The following is a 23,903-nucleotide window of genomic DNA, read 5'->3' as shown; positions in this document are numbered from 1 at the left end:
CTCGAATGAGCGAGCAGATAACCGACCAACAATTGGTCGAAAAAGTACAGCGTGGCGATAAAAATGCATTTAACTTACTGGTAACTCGCTATCAGCATAAAGTCATGCATTTGGTATCGCGCTATGTAAAAAACAGCGGTGATGTGGCTGATGTTACCCAAGAAGCGTTTATAAAAGCTTATCGGGCATTACCAAACTTTCGTGGCGACAGTGCATTTTACACTTGGTTGTACCGTATCGCGGTAAACAGTGCTAAAAATTATCTTGTTGCGCAGGGAAGGAAGCCACCCGCTAGTGATGTCGACGCAGACGAAGCAGACTTCTACGAAGGCAGTGATGCGCTTAAAGAGCAATCCACGCCAGAACGCAGTTTGTTGACGGATGAAATTGAAGAAACCTTATTTAAAGTGGTGGAAAAGTTACCTGATGACCTTCGTATGGCGATAACCCTTCGTGAAATAGAAGGGCTAAGTTATGAGGAAATTGCGAACGTGATGGCGTGCCCAGTAGGTACGGTTCGTTCACGAATTTTCCGAGCGCGAGAGGCTATCGATAAAGTGATTCAGCCATTGTTAGAAAATTAAATATAATGAAAATGAACTTTCGTTATATTGAGCAGACTAACAGCTGTGTTAGGGTATTAATTGATCACAGTTGATCAGGAAATGAATTTATGACGCAACAGCAAGAAAATTTGTCCGCTTTCATGGATGGCGAAATAGATGGCGATGCAATCATCGATGCGATTAAGCAAGATGAAGATTTGCAGGCCAAATGGAAACGCTACCATGTCATTAGGGGCGCAATGCGCAAAGAGGCCAGTGTCGCACCGCAGTTAGATATTACTGCTAGTGTTGCCGCCGCGCTTGAAAATGAGCCTGCTATTGTCGCGCCAAAAGCTTCACGTTGGCGTTCAATTCCAGTACTCGGCAGTCTAGTTTCTAGCGGTGTAGTGCCTTTTGCAAAGCAGTCTGGCCAGTTTGCCGTTGCTGCATCAGTTGCGGTAGCCGTGATTTTAGGTGTTCAACACTTCAATCAACCTGCGCCAACTGAGCCGTTCATGACAGCACCTACGGCAGGGCCACAAGGCGGTTTAGCGCCAGTTAGTTTAGAGCAAACACGTGCATTGCCTCGCAATGACATGAATGAAGTATTAGAGAAAAAGCGCAAAATCAACGCCCTTATTGCCGATCACGAGCAGCAAGTGAAATTGAAGCAAGCGCAAGAATCTGAAACTGACGATGTCGAGGCGAGTGCAGATAACCGCCCGTAAGTAGTTCATACGACGCTCAATAAGAATATCGTTTAATGAAAATAGATTATCGTAATAACGTACCAGCGCTTTTAGTGCTGGTACGCGTGTTTTTAGCCAACGTAAATTTCAGTAGTTGCCCGCGGGCCTTCATCAAAGCCATGACCTATGTCGTTATAACGTCTTTGGGTTTATCGTTTGGCACCACAGCGCAAGAAATAGAGTCTGTAAAAGATACACCTTCTGAAAGTGCTGAAACTTCATCTACAACTTTGTCTTTGCCTACAGATGCTTCACAAGCTTCGTCTCAGACAGTACCTCAAGCAGTACCTCAAGCCACTGATTTGGTCGTAGTGAATACGCATCCTCAAACCACATCAGATTGGCTTATGCAGTTAAGCGAAGTGGTGAAAACCCAAAACTTCGAGGTTGCTTTTGTTCAGAGCCGTGCGGGCCGTGAAACTATTCCTTTTTTGTGGCGTCATGGTGTATTGGAAGATGGCACCAGTATGGAGCAACTCAATTTACAAAATGGGCCAGGCCGTGAGCAAATTCGCGTCAATGGTATTGTGAGTGTGTTTGAACCTGACGTGTCGCCCTATAGTCTTCGCTCTGAATTTATTAATGGGCCTATACCCAGCGAACTGCTCCATCATCCTGATAGACTGAAAAGCGGTTATGAATTTGTCTCTGTGGGCAGAGCTCGTGTTGCAGGAAGACCTGCTCAACAAATCCGCATTGTTAGTCGCGACAATAGTCGCTTTAGCTACCAACTATGGTTAGATGAAGATTCAGGGATGGTACTGAAACTTAACATGCTGGATTTACAGGGCGGGTTATTAGAGCAAATTCAAGTCACTTCGCTTAAAATAACCGATGCCCCGGATGACTATTTCGCACGTATTAACCAGGCATCTTTACCCAAGCCGATGGCATTAACGCAAAAGCAGTCTCGCCAACCTAACTGGGAAGTTAAGTATTTACCCAACGGTATGGAAGAAGTGCGCGGTGATACTCGTCGTCTCGCCCTAACAGGCCAAGTGGTAGAGTATAAAATGTACAGTGATGGGTTAGTAGATGTATCTGTTTACGTGCAACCAGCAAAAGATGCCCTTGGGGGGGATTTGGTGCTTAGGAATGATTTAAGTACGTTTTTAACCCTTACCGATGGCAACACGCAAGTGACAGTGGTGGGTGAAATTCCACTGCAAACCGCGAATGCTATTGCTACCTCGCTTTCCCCTACGGCAGATAAATAATGATTACTGAAACCGCCCGTGTTGTTGCTGTAGAGGGTGATCTCGTTACCGTCGAGGCCGCGATTAAATCGACCTGTAGTAGTTGCCAAGCGCAAAGTGACTGCGGTACGGGTGCCATATCCAGAGCATTAGCACCTAAAACTCAGCAACTAACGTTACGCTCACCTATGCCGGTAGTGATAGGGCAAGACGTAACAGTAGGTGTGCCAGAGGAAGGGGTGTTGAGTGCCTCCGCGTGGTTGTATTTGCTTCCCTTAATGGTTTTTATCGCGGTCTTTGCCCTTGCGAATGCCACGTTATCTTCCATCGGGCTTAGTCATGAATTGTGGGGCTTGCTCCCCGGCGCAGCGTTTACCTTTGTAGCTTATAAAGCCATCGCATTTAAGCTTAAACGGCTTGATAAAGGTAAGTTTCAACCCGTGCTGTTGAATACTATTTAGCGTAATACTTGCGCTAATTCGGCAATATTATTACCAAAATGGCTACTTTGGCTTACACTATTTCAATCTTTGGCAATATAACCCACAAGCTTATTCGCTTTTGTGCAAAGAAATGGGTAAAATCCGCACGCGCTAGCTACAACACAAACTATAGCTACCAGTCTTTTTTATATTAATGAATTTTTCTGCAGGTAATTTCCAGCATTATGCAACAATCGCACATTCGTAACTTCAGTATTATTGCTCATATCGATCACGGTAAATCGACTCTGTCTGACCGTCTTATTCAACATTGTGGCGGGCTAGCCGATCGTGAAATGGCCGAACAGGTTCTTGATTCAATGGACTTGGAGCGGGAGCGTGGAATTACTATTAAAGCACAAAGCGTAACGCTTAATTACACTGCTAAAGATGGTGAAGTCTATCAGCTGAACTTCATCGACACTCCTGGGCACGTAGACTTTACGTACGAAGTATCTCGCTCACTTGCCGCGTGTGAAGGTGCGTTGCTGGTAGTTGATGCAGGGCAGGGCGTGGAAGCACAGACACTAGCCAACTGCTATACCGCCATGGACATGGACATGGAAGTGGTGCCTATTTTAAATAAAATAGATTTACCACAGGCTGAACCAGAACGTGTTGCCGAAGAAATTGAAGACATTGTTGGTATAGATGCCATTGACGCCGTGCGCTGCTCGGCGAAAACAGGTATTGGTATTGAAGATGTACTAGAAGTTATTGTAAATAAAATTCCTCCTCCGGGCGGTAACCGTGAAGAGCCGCTAAAAGCGCTTATCATTGATTCATGGTTCGACAACTACCAAGGAGTAGTGTCATTAGTTCGTATCGTAGAAGGTGAGCTTTCTAAGAAAGACAAAATTCAAATTATGTCGAATGGCCAAACTCACCAAGTTGATAAGATTGGTGTGTTTACCCCCAAAGCTTTAGATACAGGCGTTCTTCGCGCGGGTGAAGTAGGCTTTATTATTGCGGGCATTAAAGACATCCAAGGCGCACCGGTTGGCGATACTATTACCCTAGCAAAACAACCTGCTGTAGGCGCTTTACCTGGTTTTAAGAAAGTGAAGCCGCAGGTTTACGCCGGTATTTTCCCAATCAGTTCAGATGACTATGAAGATTTCCGTGATGCATTAGCTAAACTAAGCTTGAACGATGCTTCATTGTTCTACGAGCCAGAAAGTTCGCAAGCGCTAGGCTTTGGGTTCCGTATTGGCTTCCTTGGCATGCTTCACATGGAAATCATTCAAGAGCGTTTAGAACGTGAATACGATCTTGGTCTTATTACTACGGCACCCACGGTAATCTACGAAGTAGAAACCACAAAGGGCGAAATTTTAAGCTGTGATAACCCGTCTAAATTACCAGCGGTAAATGATATTGCCGAAATTCGCGAACCATTGGTTGAAGCGAATATTCTGGTACCACAGGAATACCTAGGTAACGTGATTACCTTGTGTGTTGAAAAGCGTGGTATGCAAACCGCAATGACGTATCACGGTAAGCAAGTTGCTGTTACCTATGAACTGCCTATGGCTGAAGTGGTCCTTGATTTCTTTGACCGTTTGAAATCAACAAGCCGCGGCTTTGCTTCACTTGATTATAACTTTAAGCGTTTCCAAGTTTCTGACATGGTACGCGTAGATATTATGATTAACGGCGAGCGCGTAGACGCGCTAGCCATGATCACTCACCGAGATAATTCACAGGGCCGCGGGCGTGAATTGGTTGAAAAACTACGAGAGCTTATCCCTCGCCAAATGTTTGATATCGCTATTCAAGCTGCTATTGGCAACCACATTATTGCCCGTAGTACGGTGAAACAGTTACGTAAAAACGTTATCGCTAAATGTTACGGTGGTGATGTGAGTCGTAAGAAAAAGCTGCTTCAAAAGCAAAAAGATGGAAAGAAAAGAATGAAACAGGTAGGTAATGTTGAATTACCGCAGGATGCATTCCTGGCAATTTTGAAGGTAGGTAAGTAATGGCCAATTACTTTTCGCTTATTTTAGTACTTCTAACGCTAACTACTGGGCTGGTATGGCTGGTGGATAGTATGGTGTTTGCACCAAAACGAAAGGCGCGGTTACAAGCATTGGCAAAAGCAGAAGGGGCTAATTTTGCAGGTGAGCCACAGCTTCCGTACTTGGTTGATACTTCGCAGCAAATATTCCCAGTTATCGCTTTTGTATTGGTGTTGCGCTCGTTTATTTACGAACCATTTCAAATACCATCAGGCTCGATGATGCCAACCTTGTTGGTGGGCGACTTTATTCTGGTTGAGAAATTTTCTTATGGGATAAAAGACCCTGTATTTCGCAGTAAACTAGTGGAAACCGGCGTGCCAGAACGTGGTGATGTGGTGGTATTTAAATATCCTGAAGATACTTCAGTAGATTACATCAAGCGTGTTATAGGACTGCCCGGCGACACCGTGGTGTATCAAGATAAACAGGTTTATATCAAGTCGAAATGCGAAGGTGCTGCAAATAACTGCGGAAAGCTTACCGCTATGCCGCTAGATTTTGTAGGTCGAGACGAATTTGTTCAGGACATGGCTAAGCTGATGCGTTACACAGAAACGCTAGGCGACAAAGAACACGACATACTGCGTCACCCCGTCAGAGAAATTTCTTCAAGTAACTTCTATACTCAGCCAGGTACACGCAGCAATGAATGGATTGTACCTGATGGTCATTATTTCGTACTAGGCGATAATCGTGACAATAGCAGAGATAGCCGTTTTTGGGGCTTTGTACCGGACGAAAACTTAGTAGGTAAAGCTGTTGCCATTTGGATTTCATTTGAATTCGAACGCGACCGCGACAGTGTTTTACCAACATGGATCCCAACGGGCGTTAGATTTGAACGCGTAGGTGGCATTAATTAATGCAGGGTATTGATAAATATATTCGCTTAAGTAAAGCGTTAGGGTACACATTTAATAATGTAGCCTTGCTAGAGCAGGCGTTAACCCACAGAAGTGCTGCAAAGCAGCACAATGAAAGATTAGAATTTTTAGGCGATGCTATTTTAGGTATGGTCATTGGTGAAACCTTGTTTAAGCGTTTCCCCGATGTGCCTGAAGGTAAGCTTACTCGTATGCGTTCCACCTTAGTAAAAGGTGATACGTTGGCCGAACTGGCCCGTGAAGCGAGTATGGGTGAATTACTACATCTTGGTCCCGGTGAGCTTAAAAGCGGTGGTCATCGTCGCAGTTCAATATTGGCAGACGCGGTGGAAGCGGTGTTAGGCGCAATTTACTTGGACTCAGGTATGGAAGAGGTTTGTAACGTTATCTACCATTTATGGGAAAGCCGTATTGAAGCGTTGAACCCCAATGCCCACCCTAAAGACAGCAAAACCCGTCTTCAAGAATACCTGCAAGGTCGTAAGCTACCGTTACCTTCTTATGAAGTTATCTCTATTTCAGGGAAAGACCACGCTCAAATTTTTGAAGTTAGCTGCACAGTGACAACGTTAGATAAGCCCGTTTCGGCATCTGGAAATAGCCGAAGAAAAGCCGAGCAGGAAGCAGCTAGACTTACCTTGGAGACACTCGATGACACAGCCAAATGATACAACCCGATGTGGCTTGGTCGCTATTGTAGGGCGCCCCAACGTAGGTAAATCGACGCTACTTAACAGATTGCTCGGGCAAAAAGTGAGTATTACGTCGCGTAAACCACAAACTACCCGTCACCGTATTTTAGGCATCGACACTGAAGGCGATTATCAAGCCATCTACGTAGATACTCCAGGCCTTCATAGCGAAGAAAAAAGCGCCATGAACCGTTATATGAACCGAGCCGCTTCAAGTTCGCTTGCCGAAGTGGGTTTGGTGTTGTTCGTGATAGAAGGTACACGCTGGAACGACGACGATGAAATGGTGTTGTCTAAAGTGAAAGCTTCAGGTCTACCTTGCTACCTTATCGTCAACAAGATGGATAAAGTAGAGGATAAAGAAGCCTTTATGGTTCACCTTCAAGGCCTATCAGAAAAATATAAGTTCGAACATATTATCCCCATTAGCGCTAAACAGGGCAAAATGGTGGATGACATCCGAGAACTTGTGGCGAATAGCTTGCCTGAAAGTGAGTTTTTCTTCCCCGAAGATTATATTACCGATCGCTCAAGTCGCTTTATGGCCGCTGAAATCATTCGCGAAAAGCTAATGCGCTTTACTGGGGATGAACTTCCTTATGCTACTACCGTAGAAATTGAACAGTTTAAGCTAGCTGAAAACGGTGTATACCGTATCAGCGGTCTTATTCTTGTAGAGCGTGAAACGCAAAAGCGTATGATTATAGGCAAGGGGGGAAAGCACCTGAAAACCATTGGTGAACATGCCCGCAAAGATATGGAAAACCTGTTTGATAATAAAGTTTTCTTAGAAATGTGGGTTAAAGTGAAACAAGGTTGGGCTGACGATGAACGTGCTCTGCGTTCGTTAGGTTATTCAGACGATAGTTAGCACTCAGCAATTATCTGTTTTGGGCTCAACCGAACACGCGTTAGTCCAAAACATAGTTTACAAAAGTGTAGCCCAAATCATAAGCCCAAACGTATCATCTAAAAAATCAGCTAGCATCCATTATTCACAACGCAATAAAAAGGGGTAGGTATGGCAATTTCTGATATGCGCAGACAGTATGCAAAAGGGAGTCTGCAAGATACCGATCTCACTGCGGATCCTTTTTCATTATTTGACCGTTGGCTAAAAGATGCCATCACCGCTGAAATTCCCGATCCTACCGCCATGACCGTAGCGACTGTTGATGCTACAGGTCAGCCTTCTCAGCGTATCGTGCTATTGAAAGATGTAAGTGAAGCTGGGTTTGTCTTTTTCACTAATTTAGGCAGCCGCAAAGCACAAGAGCTTGGTCAAAACCCCAAAGTTTCATGCCACTTCCCTTGGTTTTTTATGGAGCGACAAGTGAGAGTGTGCGGTGTAGTAGAAAAACTTTCCTTTAAGGAAAACGCGACCTACTTCCTTTCTCGCCCTAAAGACAGCCAGTTGGCGGCTTATGCCTCTGAGCAAAGTAAACCTATTAGCAGTCGCGAGCTTTTGCATACTCAGTTTGCCCAAATGAAACAAAAGTTTGCGAATAAAACGCTACCCGCACCAGACTTCTGGGGCGGCTTTCGTATTGTTCCTCACCAAATAGAATTTTGGCAGGGCGGTGAAGACAGGTTGCATGACCGGTTCGAATATAACCGTGACGAAAATGGTAACTGGAATACTCAACGTTTGATGCCTTAAGAGGCATTAATTTTGGCATTCTTTAATGATTGATAGCCACTGCCATTTAGACTTACCAGCATTTCAAGCTGACTGGCAGTCGGTGATAAGCCACGCCATCAGCGCTGGCTTAACACGCATTCTTATTCCTGGTACGCAAGTGTCGCAGTGGTCAACTCAACACGCTATACAATCCTTTGCGAACCAAAATACGCACGCTATTTCGATAGATATAGCGTGTGGTCTTCATCCATACTTTTTGTCTACTAGCGAAACTGATAATGCCACAGCCTTAAGCGCACTAGCGTGTCTTTTATCCCAATCTAGTAGTGAGGTTGTCGCGGTAGGGGAAATCGGCTTAGATGGGCATATAGCGATACCTATGCAGCTTCAAAAAGCGATGTTTGAAGCGCAATTGCGATTAGCGAGTGAATATGCCCTTCCTGTCATTTTACATCACCGAAAAAGCCATCATTTTATTTTTGAAAGCCTCAAACATACAGGATTTACAGAAGGCGGCGTTATTCATGCATTTTCTGGCAGTGTAGAGGTGGCCAAAGCGTATATCGGTAAAGGTTTTTATATTGGCGTAGGGGGAACCATTACCTATGACAGAGCAAAGAAAACGAAAGAAACCATCGCATACTTGCTTCAGCACCACCCAGACCGATTACTTCTTGAAACTGATTCACCTGATATGCCAATGCAGGGGCGACAAGGCGCTCGCAACAGCCCTGAATATCTTGGGGATGTACTGGCCGCGCTCGGTAAGCTAGGGGAGTATGATGGGCAAGCCCTAAACGAACTTACCACCCAAAATTATCTTACGCTTTTTCATAACGGGGATTTTTCATAAAGAAGCGGTGTCGTAACGGGCTTTTTTGTAACAGACAATAATAGCCCTAAAAACAAGCAAAGTTCGCTGGCTTGAACACACTGAGGTTAGCGAAAATGGTGTTTAAGACTGAAAAACGTTAATTATCCAAGGGCGAAACTTATAAAACCCTCGCGTTATATAAACACCCACAATTAATGCCAGCACAATAGCAGCACTAATAATAAGCCACAGTTGCTGGCGAAGTGTTAGCGGACTGGAAAGTACAATTTCAGTGTCGATGTTAACGTTCAAGTAGCCAATTACCTTGCCGTCATCACCAAGAATTTTTTCAACATGAGTACTGGGAGCAACGTCTCGTTCTCTGGCTAGTGCTACTACACTATCGACTCTTGGTAAGGGCGCAATATATATGCCTTGGGCATTAAATACGCTTAAAGAGATAACGGCGGGTTCTTCTAATGCAATGGTAATTAAACGGGCTAGTTGAACCGTGTCTTGTGCCACTAAAGCTGGCTGTAAAATTTTTGAATATTGACTGCTAATGCTGGAACCCGGTTGGGCCGTTTGTACGTCAACCCAATGGGACTGGTACTGCTGGTACATGAGAAATAAACCCACTGCCAATGCCACAGCGGTAGCCATGATAATAGTATGGATAAGCCGCTTGAACGCCGTGTAAGCCGAGTGTGAAACGCTGTGTTTGTGAGCAATGCGTTCGCTTTCTAAGTGGTTCAGCATTTCGCCTCAATTTCCTTTATCTTTATGCGCTAACAGTAGGGTAATTTTGACTAATTTGAAAGTGTGTATTTCCACATGTGTAATGTTTGGGTAGCATATGGGCAAGACTAACAAAGGTTTGAATAAATAGTGATCACGTTTTTAGACGAAATACCGCCTCATGCAATGCATGATACCTCTTTTTTATCTACGCAGCTTACCACAAAGTCACCCAGTGAGGATGAAGCTGGTCTTTCAATTTTAACCATTATTGGTCAAGCGTTAACCCCATACATTGTTAGTCAGGTTGTTGAAGGGGTTAGTGAAGTTTTTCAAGCCAAATCAATTCACTTACATCCGTTACACAACAAACTCGGTGATGGTGTGGTGGTAGTGAAAGGTCGCTTAAGTGAAAACGCCGACTCCCAAACTGAGACTACAGTGCCAGCCCTAGTCGCGTCGTTATCAGCCCGTTATCATGTGGATTTAGGTATTCAAGATGTGCAGCCATCGCTTAACGAACCAGGTCTTCTTGTGATGGATATGGATAGCACGTTAATTGACATTGAGTGCATTGATGAAATTGCCAAACTAGCGGGCGTTGGTGAAAAAGTGGCTGCGGTAACCGAAAAGGCCATGCGGGGCGAAATAGCATTTAACGATAGCTTGAACCATCGAGTGGCCTGCCTAGATGGTGTACCAGAACAACAGCTTCAACAAATACGTGATAGCTTGCCCATCATGCCAGGTGTACAGTTGCTGATTGCCATTCTAAAACAACACAATTGGAAGCTTGCAATCGCTTCAGGTGGTTTTACTTATTTTGCAAACCATTTAAAAGCCCGTTTAGATCTTGATGAAGCGGTTTCAAATACGTTGGTGATAGAGCAGGGCATATTGACCGGCGAAGTGTCTGGCGAAATTGTGAATGCTGACGTGAAAGCGCGAACCGTGAAAGCGTTGGCCGAACGTTGGGGAGTGCCGAGCGCTCAAACGGTTGCCATGGGTGACGGCGCAAACGATTTAGTGATGATGGCCGAATCGGCGTTAGGTGTGGCGTGCCATGGAAAGCCAGTTGTGAATGAAAAAGCTGACGTTGCTATTCGATTGGGCAGTTTACATTGTCTATTGTACTTTCTATCTTAGTAGCGTAATAGCTAAGCTTGACTAGGGTGTATATTCGAATATTAGCGGCGCAGTGTTAAGCGCGAAGAATAAATAGCGAGTGCAGGCTCTGAAGATGATATAAGAGCCTTCAGAGCTTGTCTTTATTTCGCAAATGCTTGGTCTTGTAATAATGCTTGAATACCGGACTGAGCGGGCGCTTCTAGTTTCGCTTTAGTGTCTCGGTTAGCGCTAATCGTGTCGTCATCGAATTCATATCTAATCAATACTTCATCTGTTACATCAATTAAGTGCGAACAGGCAGCTAAGCTCCAAAGTTTATTTTCAAGTTCTTTTGCCCGGTGAATAGCATACACGCTAACGTAATTTATCTCTGTTTGTAACATGGATAAATCCGGCTTACCTGTGGTGGTAAGCATCACGTGAATAGCAATGAATTGTCCTCTGTTTAACGCTTCAGTAATAAAGGTCTTACGCTGCTCATTATTTTCAAACCGGTGGGAATACCGTGGAATAATGGCCATGCGAGGATCTTTTTGCTTGGCATCAAAAGAGATTAGAAGCTCTTGACGCAAGGGCATATTTTCCAATTTCACCTGCTTAATACCGCTTTGCATGAAAGGGGTATCTAGCTTTCTGTCTCTGAATAAGAACTCTAAGTTTACTTGACGCTTTTCCGTTAAGTAGGTGACAAGGCTTGAAACCCGCTGGTCTTGCTTTCCGATAATGCCCGCTTGCGGCGTGTACCTAACTCCTTCTTTACTCATTAAGAAGGATAAAGACGTAGCATTACGAGCATTAATACAGCGAAGTGCTTGACCCATGCCAGGCAACTCTTCTTCACCAGAGTCTTCTTCTAAGCTGTGTTTGTTCTTTTTAATCAATTCTTCAAAAAACGCCCTTGCACTTTTTCCTGCTTCACCGTTCATGGCTTTTAGGTGCAAAATGTTTTTCTCAGCATTGTGGTAAATTACCGAATACTGCAAATGCATTACGTCAAAGTTTTGCGTAATCTGCTGAAGGCGAGGGAAGGATACTTCAACTTGGCCTTCTAATTCACCGTCGTACTCTTTATTTAACTCAACCCGCAGCCCCAATCCATGAACAGAGATATCTTCACTTACGCCAACGTGTACGCTGTCGTCATGAGATAATCTAAGCTCTATTTGAGAGCGCAAACGGTAGCGAGACTCTAAACGCTGATCTTCATATTTAAATCGGAACAACTCTATGTTTGAGGTCTTCTGGTTTCTCGGGTGTCCAAAAACGCGCAGATGAGAGAGGTTATCGCGATTGAACTTTAATTCGTTATACGCCTGCTGCCCATATATAGAGGTTACGTCGGTCACATGAAGCAAGTATTTTAGGTTTTTTAACTTCGACATAACCCGAGGCGAAGGCGGTGTATTTTGCCGCTTTATTTTCGTACCCACAGAGTCAGGAATAGATAAGGGGGTATGGGCTTGTTCGGGCAACATGTCGGTCAAGGTTAACTTAAATACTCGCCAGCTGACTTTTTTGGAGCCAAAGCCTAAGAAAACCTGTTTTAGCATGTCTTTTTCTATAAGTTGTTCGTAAGAGGCCGAGTAAAAAAAGACTTTGTCGTTTTGTAAGTGGGTAAAGCTGAATACAAATATTTCGCGACGGTGCGCAGGCTTAGCGTGCAAGGTGTTCAATCTATTTTGCGACAGCAGAAAACCTAAGCGACACTCATCTTCCTCGTCTTGCCAGTAGCTCACCGTCTCGCGGTTAACTTCGTTAACCATAGCGAAGCGTGGAATAAGCCTATCTTCAATTACATCGACATAAATCGGTAACGTTGGGCTTCTTGGGGAAAAGTACTGTTCACAAGTTTTGCTGGTTATCGCTTCAATGGTGTTGTTCATATTCACTTTATAACGGCGTTTATTACCGTGAATAAAGCTTTCTAAAAACTTATCGAAGCTGGGCGCTGGACGCTCTGTCGCACGTTGTAAAGCTAAATAAATAACGTCTTTTTTGCGAACTGTTTTTACGAGGCGATAAGCAATGCCATTTTTCTTATCCATGGCAAACTCGCCTTCAAGCCCACGGAAGTAGACTTGTAAAAGCTCATTTTGCTTAAACAACGTTTCTTTGGTGAGTTTGACTTGCAGGCCTTCAAGCGACACATCAACGCTTAAGCCTTTAATTGAGTGGTTGCTTTCATTAAATAGCTCAACCGCAACAGCAAAGTTCATACGTTCTGTGTTGCGTTGACGATAATCTAGTAGGTTTACCGTTGGCACTTTAAACTGCTCTAAAATTGCAGAGCCTTTTTTGCGAGGGGCATTTGAAGTTGAGCCTGTGTCGCGGGCTTCTTCTGCTTTCTCACGAATGATACGGTAATTGTTTTCAGTATTTTGAACGGCTTCGTATACACCAAATGTATACCCACCAAATATTCTAATTTGCTCTTCGAATTTATCGACAGCAATTTCATCCATGTAATGGGTTCTGCCATCATGCAAATAGCTTTTGCATTTACCGTCTACTTGGCCACGTAAATCAATGGAACGCATACAGGGCTTCGCAAGGCGTTTCACTTCCATTTTTAATAGAAAGCGTTTTTCCTTGGGAATATCACCACCAATTTGTAAAAGCACCTTATTAAATTCAGGTTCATTTACTAGGGGTTTCAATTGCTCAATTATGTCAGCGTATTGCTGTAAATCTTGGCTCATGTATGCACAACTTAGTTACTTTCTATTATTATAGACATTATTATTATCGGCACTAGTGCTAAACCCATTAATAAACAGCATTTTGCAGTTTGACGCACGAACAACCGCAGTAGAAAAATCTAATATAACGGTTAGATAGCCTGCAAAGTGGGTTTGGTTAACTTGGGTTTAACTTGGGTTAATGTACCTTGATGTCCTTTATAAGATAGAATACTCCTTTTCACGCTGGGATAAAACTGGAATATGGCAAAACGAAAAACGGCTTATGTATGCTCAGATTGTGGGGCTGAATTTCCACGCTGGCAGGGGCAGTGTTCTGAATGCAAAGCATGGAACACCATTAGCGAGTTTGTAGTCAGTAGCGCCAAAACCAATTCAAAACCAACCTTATCAGGTTATGCCGGGCAAACTGCCGCTAAAATAGAAATGCTCAATGCGATTGATTTGGAATCACTACCGCGATTTAGCGCAGGGTTTAAAGAGCTCGATAGGGTTCTAGGCGGCGGAATAGTGCCAGGCGCTGCTATGTTAATTGGCGGCTCCCCTGGGGCCGGTAAAAGCACCCTGTTGCTTCAGGTAATGTGTCAAATGGCACAAACTGAAACGGCTTTATACGTAACTGGGGAAGAGTCGCTTCAGCAAGTCGCTATGCGGGCAAAGCGCTTGAACCTACCTGATGATAAACTAATGATGTTGGCAGAAACCAGCGTAGAAACTATCTGCGACTTGGCGTTAACCAAAAAACCAAAAATCATGGTTATCGACTCTATCCAAGTGATGCATGTGGCCGATGTGCAATCTGCCCCGGGCAGTGTATCCCAAGTGAGAGAAAGTGCGGCCTATCTAACCCGTTTTGCAAAACAACACCACATCTCAATGTTTCTTGTAGGTCATGTAACCAAAGATGGCAACTTAGCTGGCCCGAAAGTGTTAGAGCACTGTATTGACAGTTCTATGATGCTCGAAGGGGAGAGCGATGGGCGCTACCGTACCTTACGTAGTCATAAAAACCGCTTTGGCGCTGTAAACGAATTAGGCGTTTTTGCGATGACAGAAAAAGGCCTAAAAGAGGTGAATAATCCTTCGGCTATTTTTCTAAGCCGAGGCGAAAATGAAACCCCTGGGTCGAGTGTTATGGTTATTTGGGAAGGCACGCGGCCGCTGTTGGTAGAAATACAGGCTTTGGTGGACTACTCACAAATGTCGAACCCTAGGCGGATTGCGGTGGGGTTAGATCAAAACCGATTGTCGATGTTGCTAGCAGTATTGCATCGTCACGGTAATGTGCAAATGAACGACCAAGACGTCTTTGTAAATGTGGTAGGCGGCGTGAAGGTGAGCGAAACCAGTGCTGACCTAGCGTTACTGTTAGCAATGGTATCGAGTTTTCGAAATCGTTCGTTGCCCAAAGATCTCATTGTGTTTGGAGAAGTGGGGCTAGCCGGAGAAATTAGGCCTGTTCCCAATGGCACTGAGCGTATTATTGAAGCCGCTAAACATGGTTTCAAACGTGCGATTGTGCCAAAGGCGAATGCACCTAAACAGGCAATAAACGGTATGAAAGTTATTCCTGTGGCTCAACTTAGCGATGCGTTAGACGCATTAGAATAAACCGCTTCAATTAACGCGTTTAATTCCTTTTCATTTAAATCAGCCTCTTGGCTGTTAAGCAGTATTAAGCGTCTAAGTGCGCTTATGCTGTCTACATCCATTTGAGAAACTTTGCAGCCCAAAGAAACCGAATCTTTGCGGTTATCATTTTGCCGATACAGTTGCTCTATATGCAGGGTGATAACAGGGCTATCTTCATTTGCTCTGAATGTGGCCGTGTAAGGGTCGTGACTGTCAAAGGGTAATTCGTTAAGTGCATCTTCGTTTGCGCTTAATTTTACGCCTTGAAGAGAGACATCAATAATAATGACATCAATGCGCTTATTATGATGAGCAAGTGTTCCTTTTACGGCCAATGGAATACGTGTAAATAAGCGTTTGTCTGACATAACTTCCTCAAGCTTGAAAAATCTTTGATTCACTCAGTATTAGTGATGTTAGTACGCAAGGCAACTAGCAATAAGTGTAGTAATGTAAAGCTAGTCGATAAGACATAAAAAAACGGGCTAATAAGAGCCCGTTTTATGTAACAAAAAATTACTTTTACTGCTAATGGCGATGTTGCTAACGTTATAATGGTGTTTGTGTTTTCATAAACGTTACTTTTTCCTATCGCCTTCCTTTCAATTCTTTCAATTGACTGCTTTGAATTAGCAGCTTACAGATAAATTACTTGGCTATGCGCTTGTATTTTAATCTGTGAGGTTCAACTGCATCTTGACCAAATTCAGCTTTAAGCCAGGTTTCGTAGTCAGAGTAGTTACCTTCAAAGAAGTTGATATTACCTTCGTCGCGGTAATCCATGATGTGTGTGGCCACTCTATCTAGGAACCATCTATCATGCGAGATAACCATGGCACAGCCTGGGAATTCCAATAACGCATTCTCTAGGGCTCGTAAGGTTTCAACATCCAAGTCATTGGTTGGTTCATCGAGTAACAATACGTTACCGCCTGCTTTTAACAGCTTAGCTAAATGTACACGATTTCGTTCACCACCCGATAAGTCTTTTATGAACTTTTGCTGATCGTTGCCTTTAAAGTTAAAGCGGCTGCAATACGCGCGGCTATTAATTTCGAAGTTACCAATACGAATAATGTCTTGTTCTTCTGAAATTTCTTTGAACACCGTGGTGTTTTCATTCATGTGGTCACGGAACTGCTCAACGCTGGCAATCTTCACAGAATCACCCAAGCTAATGTCGCCTGAATCAGGTTGTTCTGCACCGGTAAGCATTCTAAATAGGGTAGATTTACCTGCACCGTTTGGCCCGACAATACCTACAATTGCCCCTTTGGGTACTTTGAATGACAAGTCATCAATAAGTACACGTTCACCGTACGATTTATTAAGATGTTCAACTTCAATAACCTTGTCACCTAAACGCTCACCAGGTGGAATGAAGAGTTCGTTCGTCTCGTTACGCTTTTGGTAATCGCCCGTAGACATCTCTTCAAAGCGAGCCATCCGCGCTTTGCTTTTTGCGTGGCGACCTTTTGGATTAGAGCGAACCCATTCGAGCTCTTGTCTAATACTCTTTTGACGGGCATTTTCACTACGTTCTTCTTGCTGTAAGCGCTGATCTTTTTGTTCCAACCAAGAAGAGTAGTTACCTTCCCATGGAATACCTTCACCACGGTCTAGTTCTAATATCCAGCCTGCAACATTATCAAGGAAGTATCTATCATGGGTAATCGCTACCACTGTGCCTTCATAATCGTGGAGGAAGCGTTCTAACCAAGCAACAGATTCAGCATCCAAGTGGTTGGTTGGCTCGTCGAGAAGAAGCATTTCTGGCTTTTCGAGTAATAAGCGACATAAGGCAACACGGCGGCGCTCACCACCTGATAACTTGCTAACGTCTGCATCCCATGCCGGAAGACGAAGGGCTTCGGCAGCACGGTTTAAGGTATTCTCTAAGTTATGTCCGTCTTTCGACTGAATAATCGCTTCAAGTTCACCTTGCTCTTTAGCAAGGGCGTCGAAATCGGCATCAGCTTCTGCGTAAGCAGCATACACTTCATCTAAGCGAGTTAGCGCGTGCTTAACGTCAGCTAACGCTTCTTCCACATTTCCGCGTACATCTTTTGATTCGTCGAGTTGAGGCTCCTGAGGTAGATAGCCTATTTTTAGCCCTGGTTGAGGGCGTGCTTCACCTTCAATTTCAGTGTCTAGTCCGGCCATAATACGAAGCAGCGTAGATTTACCAGACCCGTTTAAACCCAATACGCCAATTTTGGCTCCGGGGAAAAAACTAAGAGAGATATTTTTAAGAATTTGACGGTTCGGTGGAACAATTTTCCCCACGCGATGCATACTATAAACGTATTGAGCCATGCTGTGTCCTTGCCAGAAAATAAAGCATCATTGTACTCGTAACAGGATAGTCTGTGCCAGTGTGAACCGCCATACAACCTCATGCTTGATGGTATTTTGTTCAATTGAAGTAAAAAGAAGGCGAAAAGTACGAATAATACGGCGGTCACCTTTAACAAATTGAGGTAAACTTCGCTAGCATACGCTTTAATGAAATAATAGGTATTCACTGTATGACTACAATGAACAAACGTCCTTACAGCCTATCGGAACTTGCCAGCCATGTAGGCGGTGTTGTAGAGGGAGACGGCAGTGTCGTTATCTCTGCGGTAGGAACGCTGGCAGGCGCTGCCAGCCATCAAATCTCATTTCTTACTAATCCGAAATATAAATCACAATTAAGTGATACCTCTGCCGGTGCGGTTATTCTTCACAGCAGTCTGAAAGACACGGCCCCGTGCCCAGCGCTTGTGGTAGACAATCCTCATGCAGCGTTTGCACGCATCGCTCAGCTTTTTGATACCACACCAGCAGTAGCAAGTGGTATTGCCGACACCGCCATTATTGCGCCCTCGGCAAATATTGGTAGTGATGTGTCGTTAGGCCACAATGTAATTATTGAAGATAACGTGGTGATAGGCGATAGGGTAACTATTGGTGCGAATTCTGTCATTCGTAGAGGTACGCAAATAGGGGAAGAATGTGTTATTCACCCTAATGTTACTGTTTACCACGATGTTGTTATAGGAAAACGTGTAGCAGTGCATAGCCAAACGGTTATCGGTGCTGCAGGCTTTGGCTACGCGAATGATAAAGGCGTATGGCTTCCTATTCCGCAGACAGGGTCTGTACAAATTGGCGACGACAGTCAAATTGGTGCAAGTAGTACCATCGACCGCGGTGCCATGGAAGATACTGTGCTTGGCAAAAATGTGATTATTGATAACCAAGTACAAATAGGTCACAACTGCATTATTGGCGATCATTCGTGTATTTGCGGTGCAACTGGTATTGCGGGCAGTTGCCATATAGGAAAGTACGTTGTTATCGGCGGTGGTGTGGGCGTAAACGGCCATATTTCTATTTGCGACAAAGTGCAAATAACCGGCTACTCCATGATTGTTCAAGATATCACGGAACCCGGGGTTTATTCTTCAGGTCAGCCAGCAACGTCTAACCGAGAATGGAAGCGAAATACCATAAGACTGCAAAAAATAGGCAGTTTATTTGACCGCGTGAAGGCGCTAGAAAAACAGGTCTGATCTCAATGGAGCGCAGGCGTTACGTTAAACCTGCGCCATTTAAATTAAATTGGTCATAAAGCGGTATACAAGCCCTTGAAAATGACTAGAATATGCCACGAACAAGCCATCAATCAATGCCGTTAAGGAGCCCTCATGTTACCTCGCGAAATGAATATCGCTGACTTTGACCCAGAATTAGCCGATGCAATGGCAAAAGAAGTTGTCCGTCAGGAACAGCATATCGAACTTATCGCCTCTGAAAACTACTGTAGCCCCCGCGTTATGGAAGCACAGGGATCTCAACTTACTAACAAGTATGCTGAAGGCTATCCTGGCAAGCGTTATTACGGCGGTTGTGAGCACGTAGACGTAGTTGAGCAATTGGCTATCGACCGTGCAAAAGAGCTTTTCGGTGCAGATTACGCTAACGTGCAGCCTCACTCAGGTTCACAAGCTAACTCAGCGGTATTTATGGCATTGCTTGATGCTGGCGATACTGTGCTTGGTATGAGCCTTTCTGAAGGCGGTCACTTAACGCATGGTTCTCATGTTAACTTTTCGGGCAAAACCTACAATGCCGTTCAGTATGGTTTGAACCACGAAACCGGTGAAATCGATTACGAACAGGTTGCTGCGTTAGCAGAAGAACATAAACCAAAAATGATTATTGGTGGTTTCTCAGCTTACTCAGGTGTTGTTGACTGGGCAAAGTTCCGTGAAATCGCCGACAGCGTAGGCGCTTTCCTGTTAGTTGATATGGCGCACGTTGCAGGTTTGATTGCTGCGGGTGTTTATCCTAACCCACTGCCACACGCTCACGTAGTGACTACAACTACGCATAAGACCCTAGCGGGCCCACGTAGTGGATTAATCTTATCAGCCTGTGGCGACGAAGCCATTTATAAAAAGCTTCAAAGCTCAGTATTCCCAGGCAACCAAGGTGGCCCTTTGTGCCATGTTATTGCAGCAAAAGCAGTAGCGTTTAAAGAAGCACTTCAGCCTGACTTTAAAGAATACCAAACACAGGTTGTTGCGAACGCAAAAGCGATGGTGGCGGTAATGCAAGAACGCGGATACAAAATTGTATCTAATGGTACTGAAAACCATTTGTTCCTGTTAGATCTTATTGATAAAGATATTACTGGTAAGGATGCTGATGCTGCCCTTGGGGCGGCTAACATTACCGTAAACAAGAACTCGGTTCCTAACGATCCTCGCTCACCGTTTGTTACAAGTGGATTGCGTATCGGTAGCCCAGCAATTACACGTCGTGGCTTTAAAGAAGAACAAGCCAAACAAGTCGCTACATGGATTTGTGATGTGTTAGATAATATGGGTGATGACAGCGTTATTGACCGTGTTAAAAGTGAAGTGGTTGCACTTTGTGAACAGTTCCCTGTTTACGCGTAAGCAGCCTAGATAAGAAAGTTACCGCGCGTTAGTCTATACAAACACAGGCTAACGCGTAGTAAATAGTCAGTTAAGGATCGCTCATGTTTTGCCCCTTTTGTTCAGCACAAGAAACAAAAGTGATTGACTCTCGCCTAGTGGCAGAGGGGCATCAGGTGCGCCGGCGTCGTGAATGCGCAATGTGTCATGAACGTTTTACTACCTTCGAAAGTGCAGAACTCGTCATGCCGCGTGTTATTAAACGTGATGGTTCACGAGAGCCTTTCAACGAGGATAAGCTTCGTGCAGGCTTACAGCGCGCGCTAGAAAAACGCCCAGTGAGTACAGAAAAAGTTGAACAGTGTATCTTGTCGCTTAAATCAGAGCTTCGGGCAACCGGCGAACGAGAAGTGGGGAGTGAACTGTTAGGCAACCTTATTATGAAAGCGCTCAAAGAGCTAGATAAGGTCGCTTATGTGCGGTTTGCCTCTGTTTATCGTTCCTTTGAAGATATCCGAGAGTTTGGTGAGGAAATAGCCAGACTCGGGGATTAACCACGGGATACGCAGTGTCAATTAATACTACCCATGCTTATATAAATAGCGGCTCAAACACCGACTTAGGCAAAAAACACAGTAGTTCAACCAGTGTCCTGCCTAATAGGGCGGTAGAGATTGACTATTATTGGATGGCCAAAGCCATTCGATTGGCGCAAAAAGGCCAATTTACAACTTCTCCTAATCCCCGTGTTGGCTGTGTCATTGTTAATAATAACAATGAATCTATTGGCCAAGGCTTTCATGTCCAAGCCGGCACCCCTCACGCAGAAATTCATGCCCTTCGTGAAGCCGGGAAAAACGCAAAAGGCGCTACAGCCTATGTGACACTAGAGCCATGTAGTCATTATGGACGAACGCCCCCCTGCGCAGAAGCACTGATAAAAGCACAAGTGTCGCGGGTGGTTATTGCCATGACTGATCCTAATCCCAATGTCAGCGGTAATGGTATTCGCATGTTACAAGATGCGGGCATTGAGGTGTCATCCGATATTATGTCGGCAGAATCTGCCGCTTTGAACCCGGGCTTTATCAAGCGTATGTTAACTGGCAAACCTTATGTACGAGTGAAATTAGGCATAAGTGTGGATGGAAAAATTGCGCTTCAAAATGGTAACAGTCAATGGATAACTGGGCCAGAAGCTAGAAGGGATGTGCAGCATTATCGTGCACAGAGCTGCGCTGTGTTAACAGGATCGGGAACGGTAAAAGCCGATAATCCTAGTCTATTAGTCAGATCAGACGAAGCGAAGTTTGCACATTACCCATTGGAGGCTATTCGCCAGCCAGTGCGGATAATTGTGAATAGTGCCGATGATCTTTCAAGGGACTACACGTGCATGAACGATGGTCATCCAACCTTCGTGGCATCTACCCAAAATAGCGCCGATACTGACAATCGCCAACACCTAACCGTTGATGCGATGAACGGTAAAGTGGATATCAGTAAATTGATGCTGCAGTTAGGCGACATGCAATTTAATGAAGTGTGGGTAGAGGCAGGACCAGGTTTAGTTGGCGCATTACTGATGGCCGGTGAAGTAGATGAACTCATCTGTTATCAAGCACCTAAGCTATTGGGAGACAAAGGGGTGAGTATGGTATCTTTACCCACCTTTACCGAATTGAATCAAGCTATTGAATTGTCGCTGATTGAAAGTCGACAAATAGGTAACGATATTAAGCTTCGTTACCTTCTTAACACCCTTAACACGCCTCAATAGCCTTATAGGAACATTATGTTTACTGGAATTATTCAAGCTTTAGGCAAGATTACCAAACTCGATAACCGAGGTAGTGACATACGGTTAACGGTTTCATCAACTACACTGGATATGACCGATGTAGCGCTTGGCGATAGTATTGCTACCAATGGGGTATGCCTTACCGTCACTGATATGGGTAGCGATTATTATTGCGCTGATGTGTCGGCTGAAACCATAAAACTTACCGGATTTGCCCATTATGGTACGGGTTCTACTGTGAACCTTGAAAAGGCAATGCGACCCACTGACCGGCTGGGCGGACACATTGTTTCGGGTCACGTCGATGGCGTGGGCGAGATCAGTAAAATTATAAAACACACCGACTATGTTGAATTTTGGGTAAAAGCACCTACATCTTTAGCCAAGTACATTGCTCATAAGGGCAGCATCACTGTTGATGGTGTGAGCCTTACAGTGAATGAAGTCAACGGTGCTGAGTTTATGCTATGGATAATTCCTCATACGTTGAAAGAAACGGTGATGGGAAATTACGAAGTAGGCACCGCCGTAAATTTAGAAGTAGATGTAATAGCACGTTATCTTGAACGCTTAATGATGGGTGATAAAGCAGCGTCACCAATATCAAAAGACATTGATATGGCGTTTTTGGCTGAGAACGGATTTTTGAGAAAGTAACCCTACAAGAAGTATAAAAACTATGGCATTTAACACCTCGAAAGAAATTATTGAAGACATTCGTCAAGGTAAAATGGTTATCTTGATGGATGATGAAGATCGTGAAAACGAAGGCGATCTTATTATGGCAGCAGAACATGTCACGCCAGAAGCCATTAACTTTATGGTAACGCACGCCAGAGGTTTAGTTTGCCTGCCGATGACCGAAGCACGCTGCAGACGCCTTAATCTTCCGTTAATGGTGGATAAAAACGAAGCGCAGTTTTCGACTAACTTCACCGTATCGATTGAAGCCGCAACAGGTGTTACTACTGGTATTTCCGCAGCTGACCGTGCTGTAACGATTAAAGCCGCTGTTGCTAAAGAAGCAAAAGCTACCGATATTGTGCAGCCAGGGCATATTTTCCCGCTAATTGCTAAAGAAGGCGGCGTATTAAACCGCGCAGGGCATACCGAAGCGGGAGTCGATTTGCCGCGCTTAGCAGGGTTAGAGCCGGCCGGTGTTATCGTTGAAATCTTAAATGAAGACGGCTCAATGGCACGTCGCCCCGAGCTTGAGAAGTTCGCCGAAAAGCACGACCTTAAAATTGGCACCATTGCCGATTTAATCGAGTACAGAAATCTAAACGAAACTACCATTGAAAAAGTTGCTCAGTGCAACCTGCCTACAGAATATGGTGATTTCGAGCTTCATACTTTTAAAGACAGTATTGATAATCAGCTACACTTTGCTTTGAAGAAAGGTGAAGTTAGCGCCGAAAATCCAACATTAGTTCGCGTGCATTTGCATAATACCTTCAGTGATTTGCTGGGTTCTACTCGTGGTATTCATCGTTCGCTTACCTTATCTGAAGGTATGCAAAAAATTGCTGATGAAGGCGGTGTTCTGGTATTGCTTGGTAAAGATGAGCAAATTGAACAACAGGTTCGCCGCTTTGCTGCAGAAGATAGAGGCGAGCGTCCAACGGGGGCTGATTGGCAGGGCTCGTCACGTACTATTGGTGTAGGTAGCCAAATTTTAGCGTCTATTGGCGTTCAAAAAATGCGCTTACTAAGCAAGCCAATTAAGTACCATGCCTTATCAGGCTATGGCTTAGAAGTGGTTGAGTACGTACACGATTAAGTGGTGGTAAATCAGAAGCTCTTGGTAAGGCTCTGTTCACGAAAAGTCATTACCACAAGCTAATGCAATTTACGTAAGTAATTTATAGGAAAGGTGGGGAAAGGGCGCAGTAAACCCTCCACCGCATGGATGCGGTGGCGGAGCGTACAGGGAAGTATTTACCGCGTGT

General features: G+C 44.4%; 22 protein-coding genes. 18 read left to right on the top strand and 4 right to left on the bottom strand.

Annotation, left to right across the window (positions count from 1 at the left end; all coding sequences use genetic code 11):
• Nucleotides 1-5: 5 nt before the first annotated feature.
• From rpoE to ALT761_RS13485, 10 genes are all read left to right on the top strand, one after another.
• Nucleotides 6-584 (top strand): RNA polymerase sigma factor RpoE, encoded by a 579-nt coding sequence (gene rpoE, locus ALT761_RS13530; protein ID WP_013783342.1) that lies wholly within the window; start codon nt 6-8, stop codon nt 582-584.
• Nucleotides 585-673: 89 nt separating this feature from the next.
• Entirely contained in the window at nt 674-1,273 is a 600-nt protein-coding gene (locus tag ALT761_RS13525) for a sigma-E factor negative regulatory protein (RefSeq protein ID WP_129739426.1), read from the top strand.
• A gap of 35 nt (nt 1,274-1,308) precedes the next feature.
• On the top strand, nt 1,309-2,511 hold the full coding sequence (locus ALT761_RS13520; protein ID WP_129739424.1) for a MucB/RseB C-terminal domain-containing protein: 1,203 nt from the start codon (nt 1,309-1,311) through the stop codon (nt 2,509-2,511).
• On the top strand, nt 2,511-2,951 hold the full coding sequence (locus ALT761_RS13515) for a SoxR reducing system RseC family protein (protein ID WP_129739422.1): 441 nt from the start codon (nt 2,511-2,513) through the stop codon (nt 2,949-2,951). Before ALT761_RS13520 ends, ALT761_RS13515 begins: the two co-directional genes overlap by 1 nt.
• A 206-nt stretch (nt 2,952-3,157) precedes the next feature.
• Nucleotides 3,158-4,954, top strand: a complete 1,797-nt coding sequence (gene lepA, locus ALT761_RS13510; protein WP_126873446.1) for a translation elongation factor 4 — start codon at nt 3,158-3,160, stop codon at nt 4,952-4,954.
• Nucleotides 4,954-5,859, top strand: a complete 906-nt coding sequence (gene lepB / locus ALT761_RS13505) for a signal peptidase I (protein ID WP_129739420.1) — start codon at nt 4,954-4,956, stop codon at nt 5,857-5,859. Before lepA ends, lepB begins: the two co-directional genes overlap by 1 nt.
• On the top strand, nt 5,859-6,548 hold the full coding sequence (gene rnc, locus ALT761_RS13500) for a ribonuclease III (protein WP_126873449.1): 690 nt from the start codon (nt 5,859-5,861) through the stop codon (nt 6,546-6,548). Before lepB ends, rnc begins: the two co-directional genes overlap by 1 nt.
• The gene (gene era / locus ALT761_RS13495; RefSeq protein WP_129739418.1) at nt 6,532-7,443 is read left to right on the top strand and encodes a GTPase Era; all 912 of its coding nucleotides are present in this window, start codon (nt 6,532-6,534) and stop codon (nt 7,441-7,443) included. The genes rnc and era overlap by 17 nt, the downstream gene beginning before the upstream one ends.
• 150 nt (nt 7,444-7,593) lie before the next feature.
• Nucleotides 7,594-8,232, top strand: coding sequence for a pyridoxamine 5'-phosphate oxidase (pdxH, locus tag ALT761_RS13490; protein WP_129739416.1), 639 nt, complete (start codon nt 7,594-7,596; stop codon nt 8,230-8,232).
• 25 nt (nt 8,233-8,257) lie between these two features.
• On the top strand, nt 8,258-9,067 hold the full coding sequence (locus ALT761_RS13485) for a TatD family hydrolase (RefSeq protein WP_129739414.1): 810 nt from the start codon (nt 8,258-8,260) through the stop codon (nt 9,065-9,067).
• Between the two features lie 102 nt (nt 9,068-9,169).
• Here the strand turns inward: ALT761_RS13485 and ALT761_RS13480 are convergent, their stop codons facing one another.
• Nucleotides 9,170-9,787 (bottom strand): hypothetical protein, encoded by a 618-nt coding sequence (locus tag ALT761_RS13480; RefSeq protein WP_129739412.1) that lies wholly within the window; start codon nt 9,785-9,787, stop codon nt 9,170-9,172.
• Between the two features lie 126 nt (nt 9,788-9,913).
• Between ALT761_RS13480 and serB the strand changes: the two genes are divergently transcribed.
• A complete protein-coding gene (gene serB, locus ALT761_RS13475) occupies nt 9,914-10,912 on the top strand; it encodes a phosphoserine phosphatase SerB (RefSeq protein WP_442858150.1) in 999 nt (332 codons plus the stop codon).
• 122 nt (nt 10,913-11,034) lie between these two features.
• Here serB and ALT761_RS13470 read toward each other — a convergent pair whose 3' ends face one another.
• A complete protein-coding gene (locus tag ALT761_RS13470; RefSeq protein ID WP_129739408.1) occupies nt 11,035-13,593 on the bottom strand; it encodes a PilZ domain-containing protein in 2,559 nt (852 codons plus the stop codon).
• A 243-nt stretch (nt 13,594-13,836) separates the two neighbouring features.
• Here ALT761_RS13470 and radA point away from each other — a divergent pair, with 243 nt between their 5' ends.
• Complete coding sequence (gene radA / locus ALT761_RS13465; RefSeq protein WP_129739406.1) at nt 13,837-15,204, top strand: DNA repair protein RadA; 1,368 nt, start codon at nt 13,837-13,839, stop codon at nt 15,202-15,204.
• Here the strand turns inward: radA and ALT761_RS13460 are convergent.
• Both ALT761_RS13460 and ettA read right to left on the bottom strand, forming a co-directional pair.
• Entirely contained in the window at nt 15,171-15,593 is a 423-nt protein-coding gene (locus ALT761_RS13460; protein WP_013783357.1) for a PilZ domain-containing protein, read from the bottom strand. The genes radA and ALT761_RS13460 overlap by 34 nt on opposite strands.
• 280 nt (nt 15,594-15,873) lie before the next feature.
• Entirely contained in the window at nt 15,874-17,541 is a 1,668-nt protein-coding gene (gene ettA / locus ALT761_RS13455; protein ID WP_057790703.1) for an energy-dependent translational throttle protein EttA, read from the bottom strand.
• Nucleotides 17,542-17,753: 212 nt separating this feature from the next.
• Between ettA and lpxD the strand changes: the two genes are divergently transcribed.
• The 6 genes from lpxD (at nt 17,754) to ribBA (ending at nt 23,734) form a co-directional block, all read left to right on the top strand.
• Complete coding sequence (gene lpxD, locus ALT761_RS13450; protein WP_129739404.1) at nt 17,754-18,782, top strand: UDP-3-O-(3-hydroxymyristoyl)glucosamine N-acyltransferase; 1,029 nt, start codon at nt 17,754-17,756, stop codon at nt 18,780-18,782.
• A 135-nt stretch (nt 18,783-18,917) separates the two neighbouring features.
• Entirely contained in the window at nt 18,918-20,174 is a 1,257-nt protein-coding gene (gene glyA / locus ALT761_RS13445; RefSeq protein WP_013783360.1) for a serine hydroxymethyltransferase, read from the top strand.
• 83 nt (nt 20,175-20,257) lie between these two features.
• Nucleotides 20,258-20,707 (top strand): transcriptional regulator NrdR, encoded by a 450-nt coding sequence (gene nrdR / locus ALT761_RS13440; RefSeq protein WP_013783361.1) that lies wholly within the window; start codon nt 20,258-20,260, stop codon nt 20,705-20,707.
• Nucleotides 20,708-20,841: 134 nt separating this feature from the next.
• Complete coding sequence (ribD, locus tag ALT761_RS13435; protein ID WP_442858149.1) at nt 20,842-21,933, top strand: bifunctional diaminohydroxyphosphoribosylaminopyrimidine deaminase/5-amino-6-(5-phosphoribosylamino)uracil reductase RibD; 1,092 nt, start codon at nt 20,842-20,844, stop codon at nt 21,931-21,933.
• A gap of 15 nt (nt 21,934-21,948) precedes the next feature.
• Nucleotides 21,949-22,611 carry a riboflavin synthase gene (locus ALT761_RS13430; RefSeq protein ID WP_129739402.1) on the top strand — a complete coding sequence of 221 codons (663 nt, stop codon included), beginning with the start codon at nt 21,949-21,951 and terminating at the stop codon, nt 22,609-22,611.
• Nucleotides 22,612-22,633: 22 nt separating this feature from the next.
• Nucleotides 22,634-23,734 carry a bifunctional 3,4-dihydroxy-2-butanone-4-phosphate synthase/GTP cyclohydrolase II gene (gene ribBA, locus ALT761_RS13425; protein ID WP_013783364.1) on the top strand — a complete coding sequence of 367 codons (1,101 nt, stop codon included), beginning with the start codon at nt 22,634-22,636 and terminating at the stop codon, nt 23,732-23,734.
• Nucleotides 23,735-23,903: the final 169 nt, after the last annotated feature.

The organism is Alteromonas sp. 76-1 (assembly GCF_900654235.1).
Classification (GTDB): Bacteria; Pseudomonadota; Gammaproteobacteria; order Enterobacterales; family Alteromonadaceae; genus Alteromonas; species Alteromonas naphthalenivorans.
Note: the sequence above shows the minus strand (reverse complement) of the source record. Positions and strands in the feature narration are given on the sequence as shown.

What these genes read in the sequence shown, in the direction of transcription:
- rpoE (WP_013783342.1), top strand. Translation starts at nt 6, where the DNA reads ATGAGCGAGCAGATAACCGACCAACAATTGGTCGAAAAAGTACAGCGT.
- ALT761_RS13525 (WP_129739426.1), top strand. Translation starts at nt 674, where the DNA reads ATGACGCAACAGCAAGAAAATTTGTCCGCTTTCATGGATGGCGAAATA.
- ALT761_RS13520 (WP_129739424.1), top strand. Translation starts at nt 1,309, where the DNA reads ATGAAAATAGATTATCGTAATAACGTACCAGCGCTTTTAGTGCTGGTA.
- ALT761_RS13515 (WP_129739422.1), top strand. Translation starts at nt 2,511, where the DNA reads ATGATTACTGAAACCGCCCGTGTTGTTGCTGTAGAGGGTGATCTCGTT.
- lepA (WP_126873446.1), top strand. Translation starts at nt 3,158, where the DNA reads ATGCAACAATCGCACATTCGTAACTTCAGTATTATTGCTCATATCGAT.
- lepB (WP_129739420.1), top strand. Translation starts at nt 4,954, where the DNA reads ATGGCCAATTACTTTTCGCTTATTTTAGTACTTCTAACGCTAACTACT.
- rnc (WP_126873449.1), top strand. Translation starts at nt 5,859, where the DNA reads ATGCAGGGTATTGATAAATATATTCGCTTAAGTAAAGCGTTAGGGTAC.
- era (WP_129739418.1), top strand. Translation starts at nt 6,532, where the DNA reads ATGACACAGCCAAATGATACAACCCGATGTGGCTTGGTCGCTATTGTA.
- pdxH (WP_129739416.1), top strand. Translation starts at nt 7,594, where the DNA reads ATGGCAATTTCTGATATGCGCAGACAGTATGCAAAAGGGAGTCTGCAA.
- ALT761_RS13485 (WP_129739414.1), top strand. Translation starts at nt 8,258, where the DNA reads ATGATTGATAGCCACTGCCATTTAGACTTACCAGCATTTCAAGCTGAC.
- ALT761_RS13480 (WP_129739412.1), bottom strand. Translation starts at nt 9,787, where the DNA reads ATGCTGAACCACTTAGAAAGCGAACGCATTGCTCACAAACACAGCGTT.
- ALT761_RS13470 (WP_129739408.1), bottom strand. Translation starts at nt 13,593, where the DNA reads ATGAGCCAAGATTTACAGCAATACGCTGACATAATTGAGCAATTGAAA.
- radA (WP_129739406.1), top strand. Translation starts at nt 13,837, where the DNA reads ATGGCAAAACGAAAAACGGCTTATGTATGCTCAGATTGTGGGGCTGAA.
- ALT761_RS13460 (WP_013783357.1), bottom strand. Translation starts at nt 15,593, where the DNA reads ATGTCAGACAAACGCTTATTTACACGTATTCCATTGGCCGTAAAAGGA.
- ettA (WP_057790703.1), bottom strand. Translation starts at nt 17,541, where the DNA reads ATGGCTCAATACGTTTATAGTATGCATCGCGTGGGGAAAATTGTTCCA.
- lpxD (WP_129739404.1), top strand. Translation starts at nt 17,754, where the DNA reads ATGACTACAATGAACAAACGTCCTTACAGCCTATCGGAACTTGCCAGC.
- glyA (WP_013783360.1), top strand. Translation starts at nt 18,918, where the DNA reads ATGTTACCTCGCGAAATGAATATCGCTGACTTTGACCCAGAATTAGCC.
- nrdR (WP_013783361.1), top strand. Translation starts at nt 20,258, where the DNA reads ATGTTTTGCCCCTTTTGTTCAGCACAAGAAACAAAAGTGATTGACTCT.
- ribD (WP_442858149.1), top strand. Translation starts at nt 20,842, where the DNA reads ATGGCCAAAGCCATTCGATTGGCGCAAAAAGGCCAATTTACAACTTCT.
- ALT761_RS13430 (WP_129739402.1), top strand. Translation starts at nt 21,949, where the DNA reads ATGTTTACTGGAATTATTCAAGCTTTAGGCAAGATTACCAAACTCGAT.
- ribBA (WP_013783364.1), top strand. Translation starts at nt 22,634, where the DNA reads ATGGCATTTAACACCTCGAAAGAAATTATTGAAGACATTCGTCAAGGT.